Source organism: Leptospira ognonensis (assembly GCF_004770745.1).
Classification (GTDB): domain Bacteria; phylum Spirochaetota; class Leptospiria; order Leptospirales; family Leptospiraceae; genus Leptospira_A; species Leptospira_A ognonensis.
This window is the reverse complement of sequence record NZ_RQGD01000020.1, coordinates 66,680-89,526: the sequence shown is the minus strand read 5'-3', so window position 1 is coordinate 89,526 and position 22,847 is coordinate 66,680. Positions and strand designations below refer to the sequence as shown.

At 41.2% G+C, this 22,847-nt stretch carries 22 protein-coding genes; 18 read left to right on the top strand and 4 right to left on the bottom strand.

Annotation, left to right across the window (positions count from 1 at the left end):
* Positions 1-2 precede the first annotated feature (2 nt).
* Genes EHQ58_RS05615 through EHQ58_RS05585 form a run of 7 tightly spaced genes read left to right on the top strand, consistent with a single transcriptional unit; the run spans position 3 to position 7,338 of the window.
* A complete protein-coding gene (locus EHQ58_RS05615) occupies positions 3-1,364 on the top strand; it encodes a PP2C family protein-serine/threonine phosphatase (protein WP_135622896.1) in 1,362 nt (453 codons plus the stop codon).
* A gap of 15 nt (positions 1,365-1,379) precedes the next feature.
* Positions 1,380-2,150 carry an enoyl-CoA hydratase-related protein gene (locus tag EHQ58_RS05610; protein WP_135622895.1) on the top strand — a complete coding sequence of 257 codons (771 nt, stop codon included), beginning with the start codon at positions 1,380-1,382 and terminating at the stop codon, positions 2,148-2,150.
* Positions 2,151-2,154: 4 nt separating this feature from the next.
* Positions 2,155-2,610 carry a DUF192 domain-containing protein gene (locus EHQ58_RS05605; protein WP_135622894.1) on the top strand — a complete coding sequence of 152 codons (456 nt, stop codon included), beginning with the start codon at positions 2,155-2,157 and terminating at the stop codon, positions 2,608-2,610.
* Between the two features lie 59 nt (positions 2,611-2,669).
* Positions 2,670-5,183 carry a glycogen/starch/alpha-glucan phosphorylase gene (locus tag EHQ58_RS05600; RefSeq protein ID WP_135622893.1) on the top strand — a complete coding sequence of 838 codons (2,514 nt, stop codon included), beginning with the start codon at positions 2,670-2,672 and terminating at the stop codon, positions 5,181-5,183.
* 48 nt (positions 5,184-5,231) lie between these two features.
* Positions 5,232-5,705 (top strand): response regulator, encoded by a 474-nt coding sequence (locus EHQ58_RS05595; RefSeq protein WP_135622892.1) that lies wholly within the window; start codon positions 5,232-5,234, stop codon positions 5,703-5,705.
* A complete protein-coding gene (locus EHQ58_RS05590) occupies positions 5,614-6,825 on the top strand; it encodes a HEAT repeat domain-containing protein (protein ID WP_246047178.1) in 1,212 nt (403 codons plus the stop codon). Before EHQ58_RS05595 ends, EHQ58_RS05590 begins: the two co-directional genes overlap by 92 nt.
* Positions 6,826-6,837: 12 nt before the next feature.
* Positions 6,838-7,338 (top strand): LIC_11959 family protein, encoded by a 501-nt coding sequence (locus EHQ58_RS05585; RefSeq protein WP_135622891.1) that lies wholly within the window; start codon positions 6,838-6,840, stop codon positions 7,336-7,338.
* Here EHQ58_RS05585 and EHQ58_RS05580 read toward each other — a convergent pair.
* A complete protein-coding gene (locus EHQ58_RS05580) occupies positions 7,335-8,765 on the bottom strand; it encodes a hypothetical protein (RefSeq protein ID WP_135622890.1) in 1,431 nt (476 codons plus the stop codon). The two genes, EHQ58_RS05585 and EHQ58_RS05580, sit on opposite strands and share 4 nt — an antisense overlap.
* Before the next feature lie 411 nt (positions 8,766-9,176).
* Here EHQ58_RS05580 and EHQ58_RS05575 point away from each other — a divergent pair, with 411 nt between their 5' ends.
* The 4 genes from EHQ58_RS05575 (at position 9,177) to EHQ58_RS05560 (ending at position 12,898) form a co-directional block, all read left to right on the top strand.
* Complete coding sequence (locus EHQ58_RS05575) at positions 9,177-9,392, top strand: LIC12298 family protein (RefSeq protein WP_135622889.1); 216 nt, start codon at positions 9,177-9,179, stop codon at positions 9,390-9,392.
* Between the two features lie 194 nt (positions 9,393-9,586).
* Entirely contained in the window at positions 9,587-10,336 is a 750-nt protein-coding gene (locus tag EHQ58_RS05570; protein WP_135622888.1) for an ABC transporter permease, read from the top strand.
* Positions 10,337-10,342: 6 nt separating this feature from the next.
* The gene (locus EHQ58_RS05565; protein WP_135622887.1) at positions 10,343-11,548 is read left to right on the top strand and encodes an ABC transporter ATP-binding protein; all 1,206 of its coding nucleotides are present in this window, start codon (positions 10,343-10,345) and stop codon (positions 11,546-11,548) included.
* Positions 11,549-11,593: 45 nt separating this feature from the next.
* A complete protein-coding gene (locus EHQ58_RS05560; RefSeq protein WP_135622886.1) occupies positions 11,594-12,898 on the top strand; it encodes a UDP-glucose dehydrogenase family protein in 1,305 nt (434 codons plus the stop codon).
* Here EHQ58_RS05560 and EHQ58_RS05555 read toward each other — a convergent pair whose 3' ends face one another.
* A complete protein-coding gene (locus tag EHQ58_RS05555; protein ID WP_135622885.1) occupies positions 12,899-13,729 on the bottom strand; it encodes a thioredoxin family protein in 831 nt (276 codons plus the stop codon).
* Positions 13,730-13,825: 96 nt separating this feature from the next.
* On the opposite strand from EHQ58_RS05555, the gene hisE reads away from it, so the two are divergent.
* Together hisE and lpxK are read left to right on the top strand one after the other, a co-directional pair.
* Positions 13,826-14,104, top strand: a complete 279-nt coding sequence (gene hisE, locus EHQ58_RS05550; RefSeq protein ID WP_135622884.1) for a phosphoribosyl-ATP diphosphatase — start codon at positions 13,826-13,828, stop codon at positions 14,102-14,104.
* An 11-nt stretch (positions 14,105-14,115) separates the two neighbouring features.
* Positions 14,116-15,192: a tetraacyldisaccharide 4'-kinase gene (lpxK, locus tag EHQ58_RS05545; RefSeq protein WP_167883546.1), complete on the top strand. Its 1,077-nt coding sequence runs from the start codon at positions 14,116-14,118 to the stop codon at positions 15,190-15,192.
* On the opposite strand, the gene mnmC1 is transcribed toward lpxK, so the two are convergent.
* Both mnmC1 and mnmC2 read right to left on the bottom strand, forming a co-directional pair.
* Positions 15,143-16,363, bottom strand: coding sequence for an FAD-dependent 5-carboxymethylaminomethyl-2-thiouridine(34) oxidoreductase MnmC1 (gene mnmC1, locus EHQ58_RS05540; protein WP_135622882.1), 1,221 nt, complete (start codon positions 16,361-16,363; stop codon positions 15,143-15,145). The genes lpxK and mnmC1 overlap by 50 nt on opposite strands.
* A complete protein-coding gene (gene mnmC2 / locus EHQ58_RS05535) occupies positions 16,347-17,051 on the bottom strand; it encodes a tRNA (5-methylaminomethyl-2-thiouridine)(34)-methyltransferase MnmC2 (protein WP_167883545.1) in 705 nt (234 codons plus the stop codon). Before mnmC2 ends, mnmC1 begins: the two co-directional genes overlap by 17 nt.
* A 116-nt stretch (positions 17,052-17,167) precedes the next feature.
* Between mnmC2 and flhF the strand changes: the two genes are divergently transcribed.
* From flhF to EHQ58_RS05510, 5 genes are all read left to right on the top strand, one after another.
* Positions 17,168-18,490, top strand: coding sequence for a flagellar biosynthesis GTPase FlhF (gene flhF / locus EHQ58_RS05530; protein WP_135622881.1), 1,323 nt, complete (start codon positions 17,168-17,170; stop codon positions 18,488-18,490).
* A gap of 44 nt (positions 18,491-18,534) precedes the next feature.
* A complete protein-coding gene (locus tag EHQ58_RS05525; RefSeq protein ID WP_135622880.1) occupies positions 18,535-19,458 on the top strand; it encodes a MinD/ParA family protein in 924 nt (307 codons plus the stop codon).
* Between the two features lie 5 nt (positions 19,459-19,463).
* Positions 19,464-19,934: a hypothetical protein gene (locus EHQ58_RS05520; protein WP_135622879.1), complete on the top strand. Its 471-nt coding sequence runs from the start codon at positions 19,464-19,466 to the stop codon at positions 19,932-19,934.
* 108 nt (positions 19,935-20,042) lie between these two features.
* Positions 20,043-20,843, top strand: a complete 801-nt coding sequence (gene whiG / locus EHQ58_RS05515; protein ID WP_135622878.1) for an RNA polymerase sigma factor WhiG — start codon at positions 20,043-20,045, stop codon at positions 20,841-20,843.
* A gap of 5 nt (positions 20,844-20,848) precedes the next feature.
* The gene (locus tag EHQ58_RS05510) at positions 20,849-22,843 is read left to right on the top strand and encodes a DUF342 domain-containing protein (protein WP_135622877.1); all 1,995 of its coding nucleotides are present in this window, start codon (positions 20,849-20,851) and stop codon (positions 22,841-22,843) included.
* Positions 22,844-22,847: the final 4 nt, after the last annotated feature.

Here is a 22,847-nt window from a genome sequence, read left to right as displayed (position 1 = left end):
AAATGCCTAAACTTCGCGAATTGATTCTAGATTTTTTTCGGTCTGAGACTAAGATCGAAAGTGAGGTCGTCGCGATACTAAAAGAAAGTTATGATCGGGAATATATTTCCTATTCTTTTATCCTCCATTTTTTCTTTTATTTTTTACTGCTTCTACCTCCGTACTTCCATCTCATACCAGAGGTACTGCCTTTCCTTCTCGGAATCACCGTTGCGAGATTATTACTCCTCATCCAAAGAAAGCGCAAGGACAAATATTTAAAGAATCTAATCTTTGGGATCGGAATGATGGCGGATGGTTTGTTTTATGTTTCTATCGGATACGCGCTTATTAAACTGCCAACGCTAGAAAATTTTTATCTTTCCAACGCCTACCTAATGGTCAGTAGCATTCTGATACTTTTGTATAGTATGCGACTTAACAAGTTGTCCTGTCTTATCGGAGCAATTTACTTTTCGCTTTTTCACCTAACATATATTGGTTTTATGCCAGAAACTCTCATCTCGGAGACAAGTTTTTTTGCAAGAGCCTTCCCTATTTTGACATTCATTGGTTCCGGTTTTATCGGTTCTATATTTATCATAAATAAGAGGAAAAATATTTCGAGTTTATATAGGCTTTCGGAAGAGCGAAGGTTTATGCAGCAAGAATTGGAACTTGCAAAAAAAGTACAGGATGCACTCTTTCCGAAAGATCTCGTGATACCAGGACTGCGCTATAAATACTATCGTGAAAATCCCAATATGATTGGCGGCGACTTCTTTGATTTTGTCCAACTTCGGGAAGGTAACGTTGGAGTTTTTTTGACAGATGTTGCGGGACATGGTATTTCTTCAGCACTTGTCGCATCCATTCTAAAAGTCCTTGTCTCAACGATTAACTATCGAAACAAATTATCACCAAGCAAACTCTTAGATTTCTTAGATGAGAGACTGGTTAAGGATTTAAATAAATACCATGCATCAGCAATCTATTTATTCTTTGATTTCCAAGAGCTAAAATTAAGGATCGGCAATGCAGGCCACCCCTATCTGATTCACTGTCCGCGCGGTGATTCGTATTACGAAATTGAAACCGATGGAGCTATTTTAGGATTCAACATTCGCCATCCAATTGCAGTTGAAAAAACAGTTTCGTTTGGCTCAGGAGATAGATTTTTTGTTTATACGGATGGTCTGATTGAATCCATCACCTCGAGTGGCATGGAATTGGGGACTGAAGGTCTTTTACAAATTTTAAATAAGCACAAAGAGATTCGGAAAATCGAAGAACTCGAAGCTGCCATTTTAGCAGATATCAAATCCGATTTCGGAATTGATGCCTTTTTAGACGATACGATGTTTTTGATATTAGAAATAGAATAGAGAAGGTAGGAATTTATGGGATTTATAGAAATACAAAAGAAAGGCAATTATGCGCTCGTCACAATTAAACGTCCAGAAGCATTGAACGCCCTGAATGAGGAAGTGATCAAAGAGATCGGTATAACAGTTGATACATTAGAATCCGATTCTCAAATACGTGCTTTTATACTAACGGGTGAAGGCAAAGCGTTTGTTGCTGGTGCAGACATCGCAAAAATGAAAACTTATAATGAACCAGAAGGACGAAATTTTTCTGAATTGGGCCAGATTGTCTTTCGCAAATTAGAGCTTTCTAGGTTGGTCTCTCTCGCTGCCATCAATGGCTTCTCACTGGGAGGAGGCCTCGAGCTTGCTTTGGCATGTGATATCAGATTTGCTTCCACAAATGCAAAACTAGGATTGCCAGAAGTTTCACTCGGGCTGCTACCAGGATTTGGTGGATCCCAAAGACTTCCTCGATTGATCGGTGTAGGACGAGCAAGCGAACTCATCTTCACAGGAGATATGATTCATGCGGAAGAAGCGTTTCGCTTGGGCATTGTGAACCGTGTTACAAGCGTTGAAGATTTGCTCCCAGAGTCAGAAAAAATAATGCAAACAATTCTCTCGAGAGGACCAAACGCGATTCGTGCTGCGAAAATGGCGATCCGTCAAGGAATGGAAACAAGTCTTGACAGAGGGATGGAGTGGGAGAAACAACTGTTCGGTGGAAGGTTCATTGACGCAGAAACAAAGGAAGGACTATCTGCTTTCCTTGAAAAACGTAAACCAAACTTCGGAGGATAAGAAAATGATCTTTCGGATGATCTTTTGGCTCCTATTCGCGTCTCTAACCAACTGCGACCCGACGGAATCTTACCCCGCACAAATTGAGACTATCTTTGCTTCTCTTGGGGAAAAGGCCATCCGACTTGAGGTCGCAAATAACCCTACGGATCGAGCTGTTGGGCTCATGCATAGAACTGAGTTAAGCGAAGACCAAGGTATGCTTTTTGTTTTTCCGAAAGCCGAACCGCTCTCCTTTTGGATGAAAAACACAATGATTCCGCTATCCCTGGGCTATTTTGATTCTGATCTCATGCTCATGGAAACCCACGATATGAAACCTAACCAAACTACGGAAGTTTACAACTCCCAAAAGCCTGCAAAATATGCTCTGGAAGTAAATTTGGGATGGTTCAAGAAGAATAAAATCGCCAAGGGAACCTATCTCATTTTGGACAGAAAGGTCTCCGCTCGAGATTAATTTTTTTTTCCTTTCTTTTTACTTGAATCTAATTTGAAGGAAGTGTAGAATTTCCTTCCATGATCGTAGAAAACTCACGCTTACTCACTCTCCTTTCTGAAGAACAAAAGGCGGACATCGGCTCCCTTGAGAAGCAGTTCGCCCACCACCTCGAATATACGATCGGTAAAAGTAAATATACGATAAAAAATGAGGACATATACAAAGCGCTGGGTCATACGATTCGTGATTTTTTGATCGATCGCATGAATGTCACCAATGAGCGTTACCGGGCCGAAGATCCCAAACAAATCTATTATTTTTCCCTCGAATTTTTAATGGGAAGAACCCTTTTGAATGCTCTCATCAATCTTGGGTTATACGAGGTCGTAAAGCAGATGATTGACGGTTTTGGTTTCCAGATCGAGGAAGTGTTAGAATTTGAAATGGATGCGGGTCTTGGAAATGGAGGCTTAGGAAGGCTTGCTGCTTGTTTTCTTGATTCAATGGCGACTTTGAATATACCAGGCTTTGGATATGGAATCCGCTATGATTATGGAATTTTTAATCAGATCATAGCTAACGGATCACAGGTGGAACTTCCCGACCATTGGGATGCCGATGGAGTTCCCTACGAAGTGATTCGTGGAGACATTAGCCATTCGGTTGGTTTTTATGGGTATACAGAAACAAAAATTTCTGGAAAAGGTAAACTGGAACACTACTGGATTCCTGGTGAAACGGTTCTTGCCTCTGCGCATGATTGTCCTATTCCTGGCTTCAATACAAGCACAGTAAATTATCTGAGACTTTGGGCAGCAAAGTCGTCAGAAGAATTTAACTTAGATTATTTTAATCACGGCGATTATATGAAGGCCGTGCAAGATAAATCCATTTCTGAAAATATTTCGAAAGTCCTATATCCGAACGATACCACCGAACAAGGAAAAATTCTTCGGTTGAAGCAACAGTACTTTATGGTCTGTGCTTCACTCCAGGACATACTTTTACACCACAGACAAACTCATGCCTCTCTTGAGTATTTGGGTGAGAAAGTAGCCATCCAGTTGAATGACACACATCCAAGTATTGGAATCGCAGAGCTAATGCGCGTCTTACTCGATGTGGAAGACTGGGAATGGGATAAAGCTTGGGCTTTGACGACTAAGATATTTTCTTATACGAATCACACAGTTTTACCAGAAGCGCTCGAATCCTGGAAAGTCAGTCTGTTCGAAAAATTGCTTCCAAGGCATTTAGAAATCATCTATGAAATCAATCACAGATTTCTGAACTTCGCACGAAGTACCAAAAAACTGAGCGAAGCTGAGATCAGTGAGGTAAGCATCATTCAGGAAGGCGATGAAAAACGAATCCGCATGGCTAATTTAGCTGTGATCGGTTCCCATAAAGTGAACGGAGTGGCTGCTCTTCATTCAGACCTCATCATCAAAACGATTTTTAAATCTTTTCATAAAATTTATCCAGAGAAGTTTAATAACAAAACGAATGGCATCACACCAAGAAGATGGTTGATCCAATCAAATCCAGGATTGACATCACTGATTGCCAAAAGGATTGGAAGTGGTTTTGCTACCGATTTATACAAGCTTCGAGACCTTGAAAAATTCATTGATGATGCGGATTTTAGAAATGATTGGGCTCGGGTCAAACAGCAGAACAAAGAGATTCTTGCTAAATTGATTAAGAGTGAAACAGGGATTACCATTGATCCACATTCCTTGATCGATGTACAAATCAAACGGTTTCATGAATACAAGCGACAATTACTCAATGTTCTGCGAGTCATTGCACTCTTTCGCAGGATTAAAGAAAATCCAGATCGACATGTCACTCCGCGGACTGTCATTTTCGGAGGTAAGGCCGCACCTGGTTACTACATGGCAAAATTAATCATTAAGCTCATCAGTAATGTGGCCAATATCGTAAACCGGGATCCGGACGTTCGAGACAGATTGAAAGTTGTCTTTTTACCAAACTACCGCGTTTCTCTCGCAGAAAGAATCATACCAGGAACCAATCTTTCGGAACAGATTTCCACAGCTGGAACGGAAGCATCGGGGACAAGTAACATGAAATTTATGTTAAATGGTGCTTTAACAATTGGAACTCTCGATGGCGCGAATGTCGAAATGTTAGAAGAAGTTGGCGAAGAGAATATCTATATCTTTGGACTAAAAACACCTGAAGTTTTTGAGCTAAAAAATAGAGGATACAACCCGAACGAATATTTAGAGAAAAATGAGGAATTGAAACGAGTCATGTATATGATTCGCGAAAATTATTTCTCTCCAAATGAGCATGGTATTTTTACGCCGATTTATGATAGTCTAGTCTTTAATGATAATTATTTGCTTTTTGCAGATTTTGATGCTTATGATCAAATGCAAAACATTGTCGCAAATGATTATCTGAACCAAGATCTTTGGAATCGGAAAGCCATCTATAACGTAGCTCGCTCGGGAAAATTTTCAACGGACAGGACCATCCGTGAATATGCAGAGGATATTTGGAAAGTTCCCATTTTGCCTACTTTGGCTCCAAAAACACAGTATTCGTTTGATGAAAAGTAGATCGACAGCATTCAAGTCTCTACGTAGATTCGGAGAAGGGGTTTCAGAATGAGTAAAGGTTATATCATTTGTGTCGATGATGAAGTATCGGTATTAGAGACTCTAGCAGAACAATTGAATTCTAGATTTGGGGATTCCCATTCAGTTGAAACGGCTGGTAGCGCGGAAGAAGCACTCGCACTCATTGATGAGATCCAGTCTGGCAATGACATTGTCGAACTGATTGTTTCTGACCAGGTAATGCCTGGTATGAAAGGGGACAAGTTCCTTGCAGAAGTTCACCAGAGACTGCCAGATGCGATTAAAATTTTGCTCACTGGACAGGCAGGTCTCGATTCTGCGATTTATGCCGTCAATCACGGAGGATTGAGTCGATATGTGGAGAAACCATGGAACATCGAAGAACTCTCCAAAGATATCAGTGATTTGCTTGAAAAATTTAGGCAAAATTTGGAAAACCAACATCTCATCCAAGCTCTCAATCGTAGAATTATGGAATTGGAAGGACCGGGGTCGACTTGACCTCGTTTGCCTTTTTCTTTTAGTCAGCTCTTTCTCAATTTTCTCACAAAACACAGAACCCAATCCACCAAAGGAACAACCAGCCTCGATTGTTCCACCAGCGCAGAAATCAAAAACAAAAGAGCTCACCTCAGAACAAATAGATAAAAAACGAGATGTCCTCTCGAAGGTCCTTAGATATGGCACCTCACAAGAAAGAAAACAGGCACTCTTTGAACTAGTTTCGTTTCCAAAAGAACATGCGAAAGAATTGTATTTGTATCTTGGTGAGATGATCCGCACTGAGAAAGATTTAGGAATGAAGGTGGTGATACTTCGAACGATTGCCGAACTTCAATTATCAGAGTATAAAGACTCCGTGATTTTATTATTTGAAGATCCGAATGAAGATGTCACCAAACAAGCTGTCACTACTGCCAAAAGATTAAAAATTCCTGAAGCCGTTCCTCCACTGATTGAAAAATTAAAGAAGGAGGATTTTACTAAAAATTCAAATGCAGTGACGCTTTACTTGAATGCTCTCTCGGAACTACCCAACGGAAAAGATGCTTCGCCCTTTTTACAAACGAAGTTCAAAGAAAAATTTAACAACTCTGATACGAGAGCACAGATTGCTTTGTTTTTTGGATCTGTGGCAGATTCCGATGCAGATGCGCTATTACAAGATGTTGCTTTTGATGATGCATTGCCAACAACCTTACGATGCTATTCCATAAACGCTCTCGGAAAAATTAAATCGCAAGCTGCGAAACCTAAATTGTTTGAGCTTCTGGATTCCTTAAAAAAAACCGCGGGAAAACTTGATGGAAAAAAAGCGCAGTCGTTAAAAATATATACAATTGGCGCTTTGGTTCTATTAGGTGACAAAGCTGTGATTCAAGAGCTAAATGAATTTGCACGTGATGATGATGCGATGGTTCGCTTGCGTGTGATTGAATTTATGGGAAATATGAAAGACCCCGCGGCACTTGAAATTTTAAATTATAAAAAAGATCGAGACCCAAGTCCAAAGGTTCAAAAAGCCGCAAAGAGAGCCATAGATCAAATTGAAGGGAAAGAAGTGAAACCATTAGATTTGGACCAAGATGCATCGGAAAAGGATGCCCAGACAGACAAGTGAACGAAAGCATTAATGAATAATCGATACTTACAATCTATACTGATGATGATACTTCTTGCCATTGCGACAAATCTATCGGCACAAACGAAGGATGAAAAATACACGCATTCTATTTCGCTTAGCGAAAAGCGGATTATCGATGGAAAAAACGAGTTCAAAACCAAGGGGCAATTTCCAGTAGATTGGAAATTGTATTTTAAGACAAAAGAAGGAGACTTTGCTGTCTTTTACGACTGGAACGGGCATGAAATGCATTTCCGATTTCGGAGAAATAAATTTGATGAGGATGGAGATTACTTTGCAAGGGACCTCATTGCAGGCAATCCATACCAAGTAAAGGGCGAATGGATCGGATATTATTATTATCCTCAAGATTCTCGCGGAAAGCGAAAGGCAACATACGAATTTAAAAAGCTTCCAGCAAATGCGAACGAGTTTACGGATCCAAACTCAGTGCCGGTTTTTAAGCTCCTCGGTTATACAGAAATGATCAGTGAGCAAATCCTCTATTAGAAACTTTGATTGAACTGGAAGTTAGCATAATAGATATAAGTTGGACTGTCCATCTTTTCTGAAATGCTCACATTTAAAGAAATCTCAGGACCTATTAATTTTAATTTCCAAATTTCTTTTCGATCAACGAGATTGATATTAAAATCTGTTGCGTAACTCCAGTTTTCAAACCAAGATCTCATTGGAATTCCATTCTCCCGATACAAACAACTGATCTCAAAATAATAATTCCCAGAGAAAGGAAGGCTTACCTTGCCTTCTGCTTGTTTAAGATTATCCCTTGTCTCACTTCCGAGACTGATGATCGTTTTCTGGTTACGATATTCATAAAAGATTCCTCTTCCAATCGAATGAGCCAGATAAAATCCATCCTCGGTATAATCGCGGTATCTTAAAACGATTGTTCCCCATTCGGTAATCCAGAGTGGTACGTGAAAAGCATAACCTGATTCATATCTTAAACCTTCATTGGAACGGAGGCCTTCTATCGCAAAGTATTCACGGTAGCGAACTCTAGAGTAACCTAAGTCTTGTTTTACTCCATTTTTATCAACAGATTCACTTGTTGGGACTGAGAGAAGTTGATTGTCTCGAAAAGCTGTCGCATCTATTTTAAGTTTTGCAGAATCAGAATTTGCGCGAAGGTATAAAAATCCAAGATAGTTTTCGGCACGACCGATTCCTTCTGCTTGCAGATTGGAATGCCAATCTGTGGACAATATATTTTTGAAATTTTCATGGATATAAAGAGAGCCAATTTTTGAATAGGGCGCGAAGGTCATCGCCAAACTTTTTTGCGGACTGACAAAATAGAAACCAGGCTCCTCTGAGACTGTCTTGGCAGAATAAATACCCAGCTTATAACTTCCTGCACCTGGGAATAGATTAAAACCCATAAAGTAACTTTCATTCAGTGGTTGAGGTATATGCGAATCAGGACGATCAAAATTGGAAAAAAAATTTAAATCTTTTGCGAAATAGAAATTAGGAAGTGGTTTGTATCGATGACCCGAGTAGGCATGTATCAGTTTATAATTGAACTCTAGGCCATATGTGAGTTTATTGTCTCTTTTTTCCACCATCCATTTGCCGTAGGTCTGAACCTGACCGAGAAAAAGCGAGGAATGGTTTCTTTTTTCTAAGGGAAGGTACCTTGCATCAATGACTTGGTAGGTGCCACCGACAAAAAAGAAATCAGCGTTCGTCTTGCTATTTGGCGAACCTTCTTTTTTTGCCAGGTGGTGATTCGTTACTATTTTTGCTTTCGCAGCTAACTTTGTATTTTTTGTAAAATTGAGCCTGATACCTTTTGTGATTAATATGGCGATGATCTTTGATCGCTTTTTCGCTGTTTGTCGGTCTAGCCATGCGATAAATTGAGAGGATTCTTTGGCACCTTGGCTTGCGATTTCCACCGATTCGGGCAAAGTAAAACCCTGCTTATACCAAAAATCGACAGGGAACCGGAAGGTAGGAGTCGCCGCGAGCGAACCTAGGCAGAGAAAATAGATAGAGAACGAGAAAATACGAAAAAATTGAGCAAGGTGTTTTCTGCCTTTCACCCTGAACAAGGTTTAAATCTGTCTTATTTTTCTAATTTCTCTTGCTACAAATCCATTTATGCGTCATAATCTGGTACTTTTTCTGGAAAAAAAAGCGACCAAGGGGGTATTTTGTCTCACGGACGGGGTATATTACTGTTAAGAAACCAGTAAGAGATGCGAAAAAACATTGACTTTACTTCTCGTATGTTAAGTAGTGTAAACAAGCGTATAGTAGATTATTGGTGCTAATTTTTAGTTTTATGTCGTCTAAAAGATGACGGGGAGGAAAAAAATATGATCGTTCGATCCATCCATCAACCCGCTTATAACCGCCACAAAGAGAGTGGCCTCGCAGGACAAGGTCCTAAAAAAGGTTTTTCCCAATCAAATGGTGGAAAAACGTTTGAAGAGTATCTGACAGAAGCCTTCCAAGGGGAAGTGGTACAGAAAGGAGAGTGGCTCTCGCCAAAGCTCTCTGAAATGGGCCAAAAGAACCTACGTAGGCTTTAGACAGAACCATCCTAGTATCATCTAGGATATTCGTGAGCAGTTGGAAACCGTAAACCGGCTGCTCCCACAGGCTAGTCGTCGGTAAGAAGCTCCTGACGACTCGGGCTATGTTTACTCACGACAAAGCTTTGCTATCTTCAAGTTTCTCTTAACCGGATTCCAGATTTGGGGTGTGTTTCTCCGAAACTATATGTATGGAGAAACTTTTAATCCTCTGGGCACTCGTCCGACGAGACTATGCGCTTCAATACGCGGGTTCTTTTTTGGGAATCTCGTGGATGTTTCTCCAAAACTTGGTTCTCATCTCCCTCTATGCAGTCGTGTTTCTCGTTTTGAACTTAAAGACTCCCAGTACCCAAGATGACTTTACAGCTTACCTCCTTACGGGTTTACTTTTCTGGATCCCCTTGCAAGAGTTTCTCGTTCGAGGTACTGGCATCTTAACAGACAACCGCACTCTCCTCAAGAGATCCTCCCTTGGCCTCGACTTGTTTATTTGGATTCCCTTTGTCCAATACCTAATCCACATGCTCGTAACATCCCTCCCTGTTTTCCTTTTACTTGCCTATTACGACAAATTGAATTATTGGGGCCTTCTCTCAGGTCTTCTCTGTTTAGTGGGAGTTGGTTTGTATTTACTTTTATTTTTGCACTACCTCTCTCGTTTAAACGTATTATTAAAAGATATATCGCCATTGGTTCGTTTGGTGAGTCAGGTTCTTTTTTGGGGGATACCTGTTTTATATTATCCTAAGGGATTCCTTCGGGAAATTAATCTGTTAAACCCACTGACCATTCCCTTGGATATATTTAGAAGTCTAGTCATCAAAGGTTTTGTCCCGCAATTTGATTGGATGGGGATCTTTCCCTTTTTATTTACATTTATACTTGTTTATCTTCTTGCGAAAAAGAAATTTCAAACCGTGATTTTAGATCATCTTTAAGCTTTCATGGGCAATATTGAGATTTCAAACCTAACCAAAGAATATCTTGGGTTCTCCAGTGCTTCCAAAAGAATTTTAGCGGGTCTAACTTTTGGATACCTTGGCATTGACACACGTTATCTGGCGCTTGATGGTATCTCCTTCCAAGCAAAACCAGGTGAGGCCGTTGGCATTATCGGACGCAACGGGGCAGGGAAATCTACCTTACTAAAAATTCTGGCGGGTGTGAGCCAAGCAGAGGCAGGTAGGCTCTCAGTCAATGGATCGATACGAGCCCTTTTGGAATTAGGAGTCGGTTTCAACGCCGAGTTGTCTGGCGAAGAGAATGTTTACTATAATGGTCTTGTTTGGGGTTATAAGCCAGAGGAAATCAAGTCCTTATTCTTTGAAATTTTTGAATTTGCGGGTCTACATGAATTTAGAAATGTACCTTTAAAAAATTATAGCTCCGGTATGGCAATGCGCTTAGGTTTTAGCTTAGCGACCGCTATACGTCCCGAGATTTTGATCGTGGATGAGGCATTGGCAGTTGGTGACGCAAGCTTCCAACAAAAGTGTTTAAAGAGATTTGAGGAGTTTTTAAATCTGGGTTCGATCGTACTTTTTGTAAGTCATGACCTGGGTCTTGTTACACATTTTTGTAAACGAGTTTTACTCCTCGATAAAGGTAAACTCCTGTTTGATGGCAGCCCTAGAGAAGGGATTGAAAACTATATGCAACTGCTTGCTTCGGATGAAAGTAAGGTCGGATCACTTGAGGGAAATGCCACTTTGGGTTCATATCTTTCGCAATTGCAGGTTCGTATTTGTAAAAATCAAGCAGTATTGCCAAACATTTGTTTTGTTGGTGATCTGGTGACGCTTGAAATTCAATTTACTGCGGCCTTGCCCATGGAATCTCTTACTGTTGGCTTCCATATTGATGATGAGAAGGGACTGCGGATATTTGGAACCAATACCAAGTTATTGGGACATGCGTCCTTGGAGCTTGGCCTTGCCGAGACCATGAAGGTAGCCTTTACTTTTCCCGTCAATTTTCGCGAAGGTAAATATTCGATCGGAATTGCCTTACACAAAGGTGAGTCTCACCTAGAGGGAAGTTACCTTTGGAGCGAATCAGTGTATAATTTCGAAGTGGAACGCGTCAATTTACCTAAATCTGTGGGGACAGTGTATCTTCCTGTGAGTGTCGAATCCGACAAATTTGGCTAGAAAAACAGTTTCCCTCATTCGATTTACAAAAACACTGGAGGCACGATGAAAGTTTGTGTAGTTGGAACTGGTTATGTAGGACTCGTCGCAGGTACTTGCTTTGCAGAATATGGCAATGAAGTCATTTGCATAGATAAAGATGAAAAGAAGATAAATGACTTAAAAAATGGCGTCATACCCATTTATGAGCCTGGCCTTACAGAGCTCGTCATTCGAAATTATAACGAAGGTAGGCTTGTATTTTCTACATCTCTAAAAGAGGGTGTCGAAAAATCAGAGTTTGTATTTATCGCGGTAGGGACTCCCACATCTGATAATGGTTCTGCTGATTTGCGATTTGTTTTTGCTGTCGCAGAAGAAGTCGGAAAGGCGATGAACGGATATAAGATTGTCGTGGATAAGTCGACGGTTCCTGTAGGCACGGCAGACAAAGTCAAAGAAATTATCGCCAAACATACAACACATCCTTTTGATGTTGTCTCTAACCCAGAGTTTTTAAAAGAGGGCGCTGCTATTGATGACTTCATGCGTCCGGAACGAGTCGTGATAGGTGCAGAATCAGAGAAAGCAGCAAAAAAAATGAGTGAGCTTTATTCTCCTTTTGTTCTGAATGGCAATCCGATTTTGGTCATGGGCATTCGCAGTGCCGAGCTCACAAAATACGCTTGTAATGCGTTTCTCGCGACAAAAATTTCTTTCGTGAATGAAATTGCCAATCTCTGTGATGCTGTCGGCGGAAATTTTGAAGACGTGCGCAAGGGAATGGGGTCAGACTCTAGGATTGGACGTCAGTTCCTCTACGCTGGTATCGGCTACGGTGGTTCTTGTTTTCCAAAAGATGTAAGAGCACTCCTTCGAACCGCAGAGGAATATAATTCTTCAATGAATATCATTCAATCCGTAGAGGATGTGAATGAAAAACAAAAGACGAGACTCACCGATAAGATTTTTGATTTTTATAAATCAAAGGATATGAAAGGTAAAACGTTTGCAGTGTGGGGTCTCTCTTTTAAGCCAGGAACAGATGATATGCGGGAAGCTCCGTCCATTCCATTGATCTATGAACTTCATAAAAATGGAGCGAAGGTGCAGGCTTTCGATCCAGCGGCTATGGAATCTTCAAAATACTATTTGGAAGGAAAAGTGGAGTATAAAAAAGATCCATATTCTGCTCTGCAAGGTGCCGATGCACTCCTTTTGCTTACTGAGTGGAGAGAGTTCCGAGAGCCTGATTTTAATCGAATGAAAACACTTTTAAAGTCACCACTCATCTTTGATGGACGTAACCAGTATAAGCCTGCCTATATGAAGGAAATTGGATACCAGTATTTTTCCATTGGAAATCGTTAGCTAATAGCCCTTTCTGATTTCTGCTAGAGTCTGCTCAACTGCCTCGATGTCATCATCGTCTGTTAAGCGGGCTCTTAGTTTTTCAAGCACCATCAGAGCCAATTTTTTTTCGCCAACTTCTCTCAAAGAGATTCCATAATACATTTCTGAGGCATTTGCATTTCTAGATTTTGGATATACACTGACAAAATTTTTCCAAAGTTCCGTTGCCTTTGTCCAATCTTCTGTCTGCACGTAGAGAATTCCTAAATTAAACAAAGCATCCTCTTTGAGAGAAATTTCATCGCTAGGAGCATATTGGATGGCGTTTTGTAAATGGGACTTCGCCAAATCATATTTCTGTGCATGGAAATAAAAAGTCCCCAAACGAAAGTGGGCAAAGGGTGAGTTCGGTTTTCTTTTAAGAAGCGACTGCATTGAAGCCTCAATGTCCGGCTCAGCTAAAACTTTTTTAGCCATCTGCAAGATCATTTGTTTTGTCGCAAGTCCCGTGATTTTGTCCAAAAAGTTGGAATGTCCATCGATAAATAAAATCGTGGGATAGCCTTCAATCGCATACTTTTGGCGGAGATTGGGAAATTCTTCTCCATCTAACCGAACTGTGACAAAACCTTCGAGAACCTTCGCCACATCCTTATCCGGGAAGATTTCTTTTTCCAATACTTTACAATACGTGCACCAATCGGCATAGAGATCGATGAGGATTGGCTTTTTTTCGGCTTTTGACCTTTCCATACCTTTCTGAATGGATGTCTCCCAAAGCGTCTCTGAGAAAAGACAAGTGCTATAAAGGCAAAAAAGAATCGCGAAGCTGGCGATGGGGCGTATCATTTTCTCTAATCTCGTCGATTTTGAAATCTACTCAATCCGTAATTTTCGCTTTTTAGAAATTTACTTACTTATTTCCTTGGTAGACGGTACCTATAAATGGAATTTTTTAAAAAATTAGAAGAAGTCCTTCGCAAACGTAAACACGATCTCCCTGAAAAATCCTACACTGCGGAACTGTTCCGAGATGGAATCGATCGTATCTTAAAAAAAATTGGCGAAGAAGCGGGTGAAGTCATCATCGCCGCAAAAAACACAGATGAAAAGGAACTCATTCACGAGGTTGCGGATTTGATGTTTCACATCGAAGTCTTACTTGTCGAAAAAGGGCTCAGTCTCGAAATCATTTCTAAAGAATTAGAAAAACGTCATAGCTAGAACCGATTGGATTGAAATCATTTCTTTCCTTTTCCTTTAAAATTTTACTCTGGGTCCTCAGTCCTCTTTCTTTTCTTTACCAAGTTTTATTTTGGATAGACCGGAGAAGGACAAAGCCGAGAAAGCTTACCAATTGTTATGTCATTAGTGTTGGCAATTTAACGGTAGGCGGAACTGGCAAAACACCCTTTGTTCAGTTTTTAATCAGAGATTTAAAGAACCATTTTCCGGATTTCCATTTCACCATACTCTCTCGCGGCTATAAAGCTAGACTTTCGCTTCAAGGTGCCCTCGTCGAAAGCAACGCATCACCAATGGATGTAGGAGACGAACCTCTGTTACATAAGCAAACTTTTCCTGATGTGCAAGTGATCATCGGAAGCGATCGGTTTCAAAGTTACCAAACTTTCAATCAATACAAAAGTTCAAAACATGTAGTGATCCTGGATGACGGATTCCAGCATCATAAATTGTATCGGGATTTTGAGATCGTACTCTTGGATGCCAATCACCTCCTAGGAAATGGATTTACCCTTCCTCTCGGAAGTTTACGCGAGACTCGCCAAGCGCTTTTACGAGCCCATGCCGTCGTCTTTACTAAATGGAATGAGGAAAATGCAGAAAAGGTAGATAAATTCGAATCTAATTTGGACGGGGATTTCAAACGGATACCGAGGTATCACTCGAAATTCACTCCCGAGTTAGACGCCAAACAAGAATCAGCTGATATGATCAGGAGTTATTTTCTCGTGACTGGAGTTGGAAATCCAGAATCTGTAATGAAGAGCGCAAAACAATTACTTGGTTCCAAAGTCATCGCATACAAATATTTTTCAGACCACTACTCATTTCAGGAAAAAGATATGCATGCCATAATTGCAGATCTACCAAGTTCAACGGCGCTTCTTCTCACAGAAAAAGATTGGGTGAAAGTGAGCATACTAACAAATTTTTTAAATGAGGCCAAAGAGAAAAGGATAAGTATCTTTCTAATAAAAATCAAATTGGAAATGGAAGAATTACAGCAGTTTAACGATGTTATTGTTTCCCGCGTTTCCAGTTACGTAAAAGAAAACGCTCTGGATTAAATTCCGAATATTCCAGGGGATTCATCAACTGTTTCTCGCCTAGGGCATCGCGAACAATCTCTTCACTCGCAAGCAGCGCATGAGTGAGTCCTCTTGAACCGAGAGCACCCAATAGAAATGCATTCTCGAAGTAGGGCACATCTGGGCTCTGACGAAAGTTAGCACTAGGTTTGGCAGGTAAATTATTTTCATACAGCACAAAATCAGGCAATTTACCGAAAATGGGTCTTCTATCTTTGGATTGAGACCGAAAGCTAACACGTGTTTTTAATTTGGAAATGCCATTCTCCTTTATACGGTTAAAAAAGTTTTGCAAGGGTGGCAATGCATTGATTGCTTCCGAAATAAATGATAAACTCTCGGCTTCACGAGCACTTTCGTCCATTTTGTATTCGTCAAAGCTGGCTCCAAGGACAGAACCGTGACCAATGTCTTTTGTCAGATAATTACCAAACAGATACGAATGTGGTAATGAACTCAGTTCCTCGGATATTGGGAGCCAAAGGAGCTGGCCTCTTACCTTACGGATTGGAATCCAATTCGTTTCCGGAAAATCTAAAAATGAATTCGCATGACAAAGAAAGAGTAGTTTTGCTGTATATGCATCCGTTTCTGTAGATACGTGAATTTCTTTTTGAAATTCAACTTTTCTAAAATTTTGATAAAATTGGAATTCAGTAAATGGTTTTGCCATTTGGGCATAAGCCTGCGCGAGACTTCTCGGAGAAATGGCGAAGGCTTTTTTAAAGAGAAATCCTTCTCTTCCTGAATAAGAGTCGGATCTCATTTCCATTTCTTCTGAATCTAGATTATACGCCTGTATGGATCCAAGGTATCTATCTTTTTCAGCCTGTCCTTTCGGGATTATAAATACTCCATGGCTGATTTGGGTTCGATCCAATACTTTTACATCGTCACATAATACCTGTAACTCTCGCAACATATGACGAAAGGCATGTAAGGAAAAATTTCCCTCTGTCGATGGATGTTTTGTAAGCTGAGGGTAAACGAGTCCCGTTGGATTGCCACTTGCTTCGAGAGCTAAGTCTTCTTTTCTTTCTAAAAGTAGTGTTTTTATTTTTCGTTTTGAAAGAGAGTAGGCGACACTTGTACCGGCAATGCCCCCACCGATGATAATGGCATCGAAATGATTGTTAGGCAAGGAAACCAACTAACATCTCTCTCTTTTTGCCAAATCCCGAAACCTTTCTAACAGTGAAGCCCGCGCTTTCTAAATTCCGTTTGACAAAACCTGCAGCCGTAAAAGTTGCAAAACTCGTTCCTGATTTTGCATGAGCTTTTAATTGTAAAACAACTGCCTCAGACCACATCTCGGGATTTTTTTTGGGAGCAAAACCATCCAGAAAGTAACAATCTATTGGCGGTTGGAACTTCGGAAGAACGTCTAAAACATCGCCAAGGAACAAGTGCAGTGTAAATGTATTTTGGTTCATTGGGTGCTGGACCTTCCATTCTAATTTTCGATTTCCTTCCACCGCGTCGAGTGGATCTGCGAGGAAAAGAGTGTATGCCTGGAGTAGCTCGTCCTCCCAAGTTTTTAAGTCTGGGAAAGATTCTTTCATCTCGAGGAGTATGGTTCTTTCTAATGGGAATTTCTCGAGGGTAAAAAACTCCACGCAGGGAGGATTCGAAAGGTTCATCCATAGCTCGAGGCTGACAAAAAAATTGAGACCAGTTCCGAATCCAAGCTCTCCGATGCGATAGACTTCTTGATTTTCTAGTTTCCACCTGCTAGGAATTTGGTTCCCTTCTAGAAAGACATGTTTCGTTTCTTCGATGCCATCCTCTTTTGAGAAATAAATATCATCAAACTCATCTGACATGAAAATCGGATTCATTCTTCCAAACTCCCAAATTTCCTAACTAGAATCAAGATAACAAAATTATGTCTCATAAAAAGTGCTTTCCAAAATTAAGGGAATGAGGAAATTTTCCCATAAACGAGGGAATCCAAATGGATTTTGTGAAAATCCGAGGCAAAGACTTACAAGACTGTATCATGCAGATGAAGATGAAACATGGGCCAGAGGCTCATATTTATGAGCACCGAGTGATCACCGAAGGTGGGTTATTTGGAACAGGACTGCTTGCCTCAAAAATGTATGAAATCGATGTGGGTATTCCGGAAAAACAAAATTCAAAAGATCGGATAGAAAAAAAACTTAAAGATCTAAAAGAACTCATCAAACAAAAACAAAAGCCTGAGCTTGCCATTATCAATGAAGATAAAAGGTATGTCCGTACGATGGAAGCTGTTCGGCCTTATTCAGAGAGACGGAGAAGGGCATCCGTTTCCGAAAGATACGAACCCATTGTCATCGACGAAGAGGAAATGATCCCTCCTTCTAAGCCAAGTCAAGTTGGTCTCTCTCTTGCGAATGTTCCAGAAATTTACGAAAAACCTTCAATTTTAAAGGAAATTCCACAGATTCCTAAGCGCTCACCAAACTTAGATAAGTTGGCGATGAGATTGCAAGCAGAAGGAATGAGCGAGTCATACACGCAAGATTTTATACAAAGTTTGGAAGGTCATCTATCTTCCGTGGATGTTTCTCGTTATGCAACGGTTTGTGAAAAAGCAGTCAACCTTCTCGAGGACCGCATCCAAGTTGATTTTGATTTGTTCAGCGGAACCCCACGAGGAAAAAGAAAAGTCATATTTTTTATCGGACCAACGGGTGCGGGTAAAACAACGACCATCGCAAAGCTTGCCGCTAAATATTCCCTTCATATGGGAAAAAAAGTTTCACTTTATACGACAGATAACTACCGTATTGCGGCAATTGACCAATTGAAGTTTTATGCGGATGCCATGGGACTTCCCTTTTATGCAGCCAAAGATGTTAGGAAATTGAAGGAAGCAGTGATTAGAGACGGATCGGAGCTCATCCTTGTTGATACGGCAGGTTACTCTCACAAAAACCTAGAAAATATTGCAAAACTTAAGGATTTTTACCAGGCTTTTGGAGAAAAGGATTACATTGAAAACATTTTGGTGCTTTCCTCAACGGTTTCTCCTTCTAATGCAAAGTCGGTAGCTTACGCTTATGATTCCCTGGGCTATAAAAGAATTTTATTAACTAAGCTAGATGAAGCAGAATTTTTAGGTTCCATGCTTGAATTAGCCGATACTATTCACAGGGAATACGCATTCTTCAGTGTAGGACAAGATGTTCCATTCGATATCTTGAACGCATCGAAAAAACTTCTTGCTGAGTGTGTCGTTTACCCTGAGAAATTGAAGGGGATAGCTGGCGAGGTCTTCGATAAGACCTAAGCGCGCTTTGTTATCCCTGGTAACAGTAGGGGAAATTCAAAGCGATGGACCAAGCAGCAAATTTACGAAAACTTACAGAACCAAACCCTGGACTGAAATTAGTCCAGACACCTGGCGCCGTTAAAAAAACAAAAATCATCGCTGTTGCCTCAGGCAAGGGTGGCGTTGGCAAGAGTACGGTTTCTGTAAATTTGGCAATTGCCATTGCAAAAACAGGCTTAAAAGTTCTCATCTTCGATGGCGACTTGGGACTTGCAAACGTAAACGTTCTCCTTGGAATCATTCCGAAATACAATCTCTACCATGTAGTCAAAGGCCATAAGTCTTTGAAAGATATCGTGATATCCACTCCTGAGGGCGTGGACATCATTGCTGGTGCCTCTGGCTATTCCCAGCTGGCAAACTTAAACGAAACCCAAAGAAACAATCTCATCAAAGGTTTTGTGGATTTGGATCGTTATGACATCATGATCATTGATACAGGTGCAGGCATTTCTGCCAATGTGATCGGTCTTGTGATGCCCGCAGATGAAGTTGTTGTCGTAACAACCCCAGAGCCAACATCCATCACTGACTCATATGGACTCATTAAGTCCATTGTCTCCCAATCGAAAGACAAGAATCTAAAAATTATAGTGAACCGAGTGCGCAGTGCCATTGAAGGTAAAAAAGTTGCCGACCGAGTGATCGATATTTCTGGTCAATTTTTGGAAGTCCAAGTGGAAAACTTGGGCTTTATCTTCCAAGATGAAGAGGTGGAAAAATCCATTCGCGAACAAAAGCCTTTTATCCTAAATTCTCCTAGATCCAAGGCGGCAGCTTGCCTCATGCGCGTGACACATACCCTCCTGCAAACGGAAGGAAGCTATGATGACGAAGAAGGATTGACTGGCTTTTTCAAAAAGTTCTTTAGCTTTGTAGATTTCAAAGAGAAAGAAATGGATCGCGATATGGACAACGAAGGTTAGTCACCTTGCAGGTAGGATTTGTCATCGGATTTGCCCTTTTGGGAGCCATCATTAGCACAGTCTGTGGTTTCCTTGTCGGAAATCGAATTACCTACATCCTATTTGTCTCTGGTATTTCGACTCTTTCCTTTGGCGGTCTCGGAATTGGTGTTTATACAGTTCTCGAAAAAAAAGTACCTGAATTTTTAGAATTCCTAGGTGAAATTTCCTTTGGTGGGATGAGTTTTTCCCGGGGGAGTGATGAATACGACGACTCCCATTCGGATGGCATGAGCGCGGACGGTGGCATGACGGCTGAGTCCTTTGGTGTCCAAACCGATGCGGAACCTACCGCCCACGATATCATGCAAGCTAAGATCAAATCGGGTAAATTTGGAGACCACATCATGGTTGATAAAATTGCCATCAAAAACGAGCCAAAACTCATGGCGGAAGCGATACGGACGATGCTTGCTAAGGACGATCCCGCAGAGTGATTAAAATTTATCGCATTTAGATGACATAAGAAAAAAAATGCTCTTGTAATTTTCGTTTTATTACGATTTTTACTATAAAGTAAAGAGTTTCCGGGTAACCGGTAAATTATGTCCAGACTGCTAGACAAATACAACCAATTCGATGAGACCGATCTCTGGAAACAGTATCGAGTCAACAAGAACCCTGAGATACGTAGTTATCTTGTGGAGAAATACTCCCCACTTGTAAAACACGTTGCAGGTAGGATTGCCATTGGTATGCCTCAAAATGTTGAGTTTGAGGATTTGGTTAGCTATGGCGTTTTCGGTCTGTTAGACGCCATTGAGAAGTTTGATCCTTCTCGTGAAATTAAATTCAAAACATATGCGATGACAAGGATCCGTGGATCCGTTTTCGACGAACTTCGGTCGGTTGACTGGATTCCCCGATCCATCCGCCAAAAGGCGAAACAGTTAGAAGGCATCATTGCGATGCTAGAAAACAAAGAAGGTAAAAAAGTCGAAGATGAAGAGATTGCCAAGGAGCTTGGCGTTTCGATGGAAGAATACAATTCCCTTCTCGCGAAACTTTCTGGCACCTCACTCGTATCTTTAAATGACATTTGGTTTCTCGGAGATGAAAACGATGAAGTTTCTTTTATGGAAACGTTAGAGTCTCCGATGAACATGAATCCTGACAACATCATCGAAAAAGAAGAGATCAAAAATGTCATCGTAGATGCAATCAAAGGCCTCCCTGAAAAAGAAAAAAAAGTTATCGTTCTCTATTATTATGAGGATCTCACCTTAAAAGAGATAGGTGAAGTTTTAGAAGTCACCGAATCACGAATTTCCCAACTCCACACCAAGGCAGTCGCCAGACTGCGCAGCAAGCTATCAAAAGTTAAGTCTGCTATCCAGAAAAGGTAAGGCAGATGTCCTTAACGGGATTTTTAAAAGAAGAACTTTCCGAATTCGAAAAAAAGGAAACGGAAGAAGTAGAGGTCATTGCTGACTCTATCGATGAATGTCTTACACTAGCTGCAAATCATTTCGGTCGAAAAATTCACGAGCTCGATTACGTAGTACTTAAACGTGGGAAAAAAAGGCTCTTTTTTTCGGAGCCGTTTCACATTCGTGTTTCCCTGATTCCCGAAGACCTTATCCTGGAAGAGCTCACCGCATTAGATGATAAACTAACAGGCGGTAGTGGGAAGCTTGTTTCCAAAGACTTAAAAGATCTTGTCACTCCTAAAAATAAAGATGGCCGAGTGTCTGTTAAGATTTATCGAACAGGTGTATTCTTAACGGTTTTTCCTCCGCAAGGAGAGGGTGCCGTCATGACTCTAGCCGATGTAACGAAACGCCTAGCCTTCCGAGGTGTAGGCGGCGCAGATCCTGCCTTATTAAATAAGATCGTAAAGGAGCAGAAAGGGGAACCTGTTCTTATCTCAAATCAAAAACCGAAACAAGGCAATGACTCCAGTTGCAACGTGGAAATCGATTCAGATAAGATGAAAGCCATGGTTACGGTTTTTCCTGCCCGTCCTGGTGGTCGCGATCTTGAGGTGAATGATATCACAGTGGCTCTCAAAAATCTGGGAATCGCGTATGGTCTCAAAGAAGCAGATATCAAAAAAGCATTGGATGAGGACAAGATCAATGCGCCTTTTATCGCCGCCGAAGGGGATTACCCAGTCAATGGAAAAAATGCAGAAATCAAATACTATGTTCGGACGGAAAAGAAAATCAATTTCAAAGAGGACCAGTCGGGACGTGTAGACTACAAAGACTTAGATATGATCGAGAACGTTGTCGTCGGACAGGTTCTCGCCGAAAAGGTCCCGGCAGAAAAAGCCAAATTGGGAAGGAATCTTTTCGGTATGATTCTCCCGGCAAAAGATGGAGTCGATATCGATCTCAAGCAAGGGAAGGGAACCATTCTCTCTGAAGATAAAATGCGACTCACAGCAGAGGTCAATGGACAGGTGTTATATGTTGCAGGAAGGCTCTCTGTCGAGACCGTATACCGCATCAATGGCGATGTGGGAGTTCGTTCAGGGAATGTGACCTTCCTTGGATCCATCATCATTACAGGAAACGTAGAAGATAATTATTCCGTGAAGGCCGCCGGCAATATTGAAATCTACGGCACGGTCCAAAAGGCGGTCGTGGAAGCAGATGGTGATATCATTGTTCGCCAAGGGATCACAGGAAGGGAAGAAGCCCGGATTGAATCCACGGGTGGCAATATCATTGCGAAGTTCATCCAGAATGCGACTGTCATCACAGAGAAGGATATCATCGTCCAAGAAGGCATTCTACACTCTCATTTGATGGCAGGGGGAAAGATTAGCTGTAAGGGCAAGCGGGGTCAAATTGTGGGTGGAACCATCCAAGCGGCCCAGCTCATCTCGGCAAAGGTCATCGGCTCCCAGGCAAACCCACAGACGGATCTCATCGTCGGGGTCAATCCCAAGATCCTCAAACAGATTGGTGACTATGAAGCCAAGAAAAATGAGAATCAGACTAAATTTGATACGCTCATGAAAACCATGAGGACGCTAAAAGCGAGAAAGGAAACGGACCCAGCGACCTTTTCCACGGAAAACAATGAACAATTATTAAAGCTAGAAGCCGCTACGAAAAAATTAGAAAAGCGGATCGCTGAGCATGACAAGGAAATTCTAACCTTAACAGCTTATATGGACGAGCAAGCGGCCAACGGACGCGTCTCTGTGGAAAAAACGATATTCCCGGGGACCTCCATCCGTATTCGGAACGCAGACTTCAAACTCCGCCACGAAACGAAGGCAAAAACCTTTTTCGAAGAGGATGGCCAAGTCCGCAGTACCAACTACGAAGATCCAGATGAAGATAAAAATGACTGGAGAAAAAAACGAGGTCGTGGTAGACCTAAGAAAGAGTAGGTAC

Coding starts and splice junctions, on each gene's coding strand:
- EHQ58_RS05585 (WP_135622891.1), top strand. CDS start 6,838: ATGAATAATCGATACTTACAATCTATACTGATGATGATACTTCTTGCC.
- EHQ58_RS05560 (WP_135622886.1), top strand. CDS start 11,594: ATGAAAGTTTGTGTAGTTGGAACTGGTTATGTAGGACTCGTCGCAGGT.
- EHQ58_RS05570 (WP_135622888.1), top strand. CDS start 9,587: ATGGAGAAACTTTTAATCCTCTGGGCACTCGTCCGACGAGACTATGCG.
- EHQ58_RS05605 (WP_135622894.1), top strand. CDS start 2,155: ATGATCTTTCGGATGATCTTTTGGCTCCTATTCGCGTCTCTAACCAAC.
- mnmC2 (WP_167883545.1), bottom strand. CDS start 17,051: ATGAATCCGATTTTCATGTCAGATGAGTTTGATGATATTTATTTCTCA.
- EHQ58_RS05525 (WP_135622880.1), top strand. CDS start 18,535: ATGGACCAAGCAGCAAATTTACGAAAACTTACAGAACCAAACCCTGGA.
- EHQ58_RS05565 (WP_135622887.1), top strand. CDS start 10,343: ATGGGCAATATTGAGATTTCAAACCTAACCAAAGAATATCTTGGGTTC.
- hisE (WP_135622884.1), top strand. CDS start 13,826: ATGGAATTTTTTAAAAAATTAGAAGAAGTCCTTCGCAAACGTAAACAC.
- EHQ58_RS05555 (WP_135622885.1), bottom strand. CDS start 13,729: ATGATACGCCCCATCGCCAGCTTCGCGATTCTTTTTTGCCTTTATAGC.
- EHQ58_RS05595 (WP_135622892.1), top strand. CDS start 5,232: ATGAGTAAAGGTTATATCATTTGTGTCGATGATGAAGTATCGGTATTA.
- EHQ58_RS05575 (WP_135622889.1), top strand. CDS start 9,177: ATGATCGTTCGATCCATCCATCAACCCGCTTATAACCGCCACAAAGAG.
- EHQ58_RS05510 (WP_135622877.1), top strand. CDS start 20,849: ATGTCCTTAACGGGATTTTTAAAAGAAGAACTTTCCGAATTCGAAAAA.
- whiG (WP_135622878.1), top strand. CDS start 20,043: ATGTCCAGACTGCTAGACAAATACAACCAATTCGATGAGACCGATCTC.
- EHQ58_RS05610 (WP_135622895.1), top strand. CDS start 1,380: ATGGGATTTATAGAAATACAAAAGAAAGGCAATTATGCGCTCGTCACA.
- EHQ58_RS05600 (WP_135622893.1), top strand. CDS start 2,670: ATGATCGTAGAAAACTCACGCTTACTCACTCTCCTTTCTGAAGAACAA.
- flhF (WP_135622881.1), top strand. CDS start 17,168: ATGGATTTTGTGAAAATCCGAGGCAAAGACTTACAAGACTGTATCATG.
- EHQ58_RS05615 (WP_135622896.1), top strand. CDS start 3: ATGCCTAAACTTCGCGAATTGATTCTAGATTTTTTTCGGTCTGAGACT.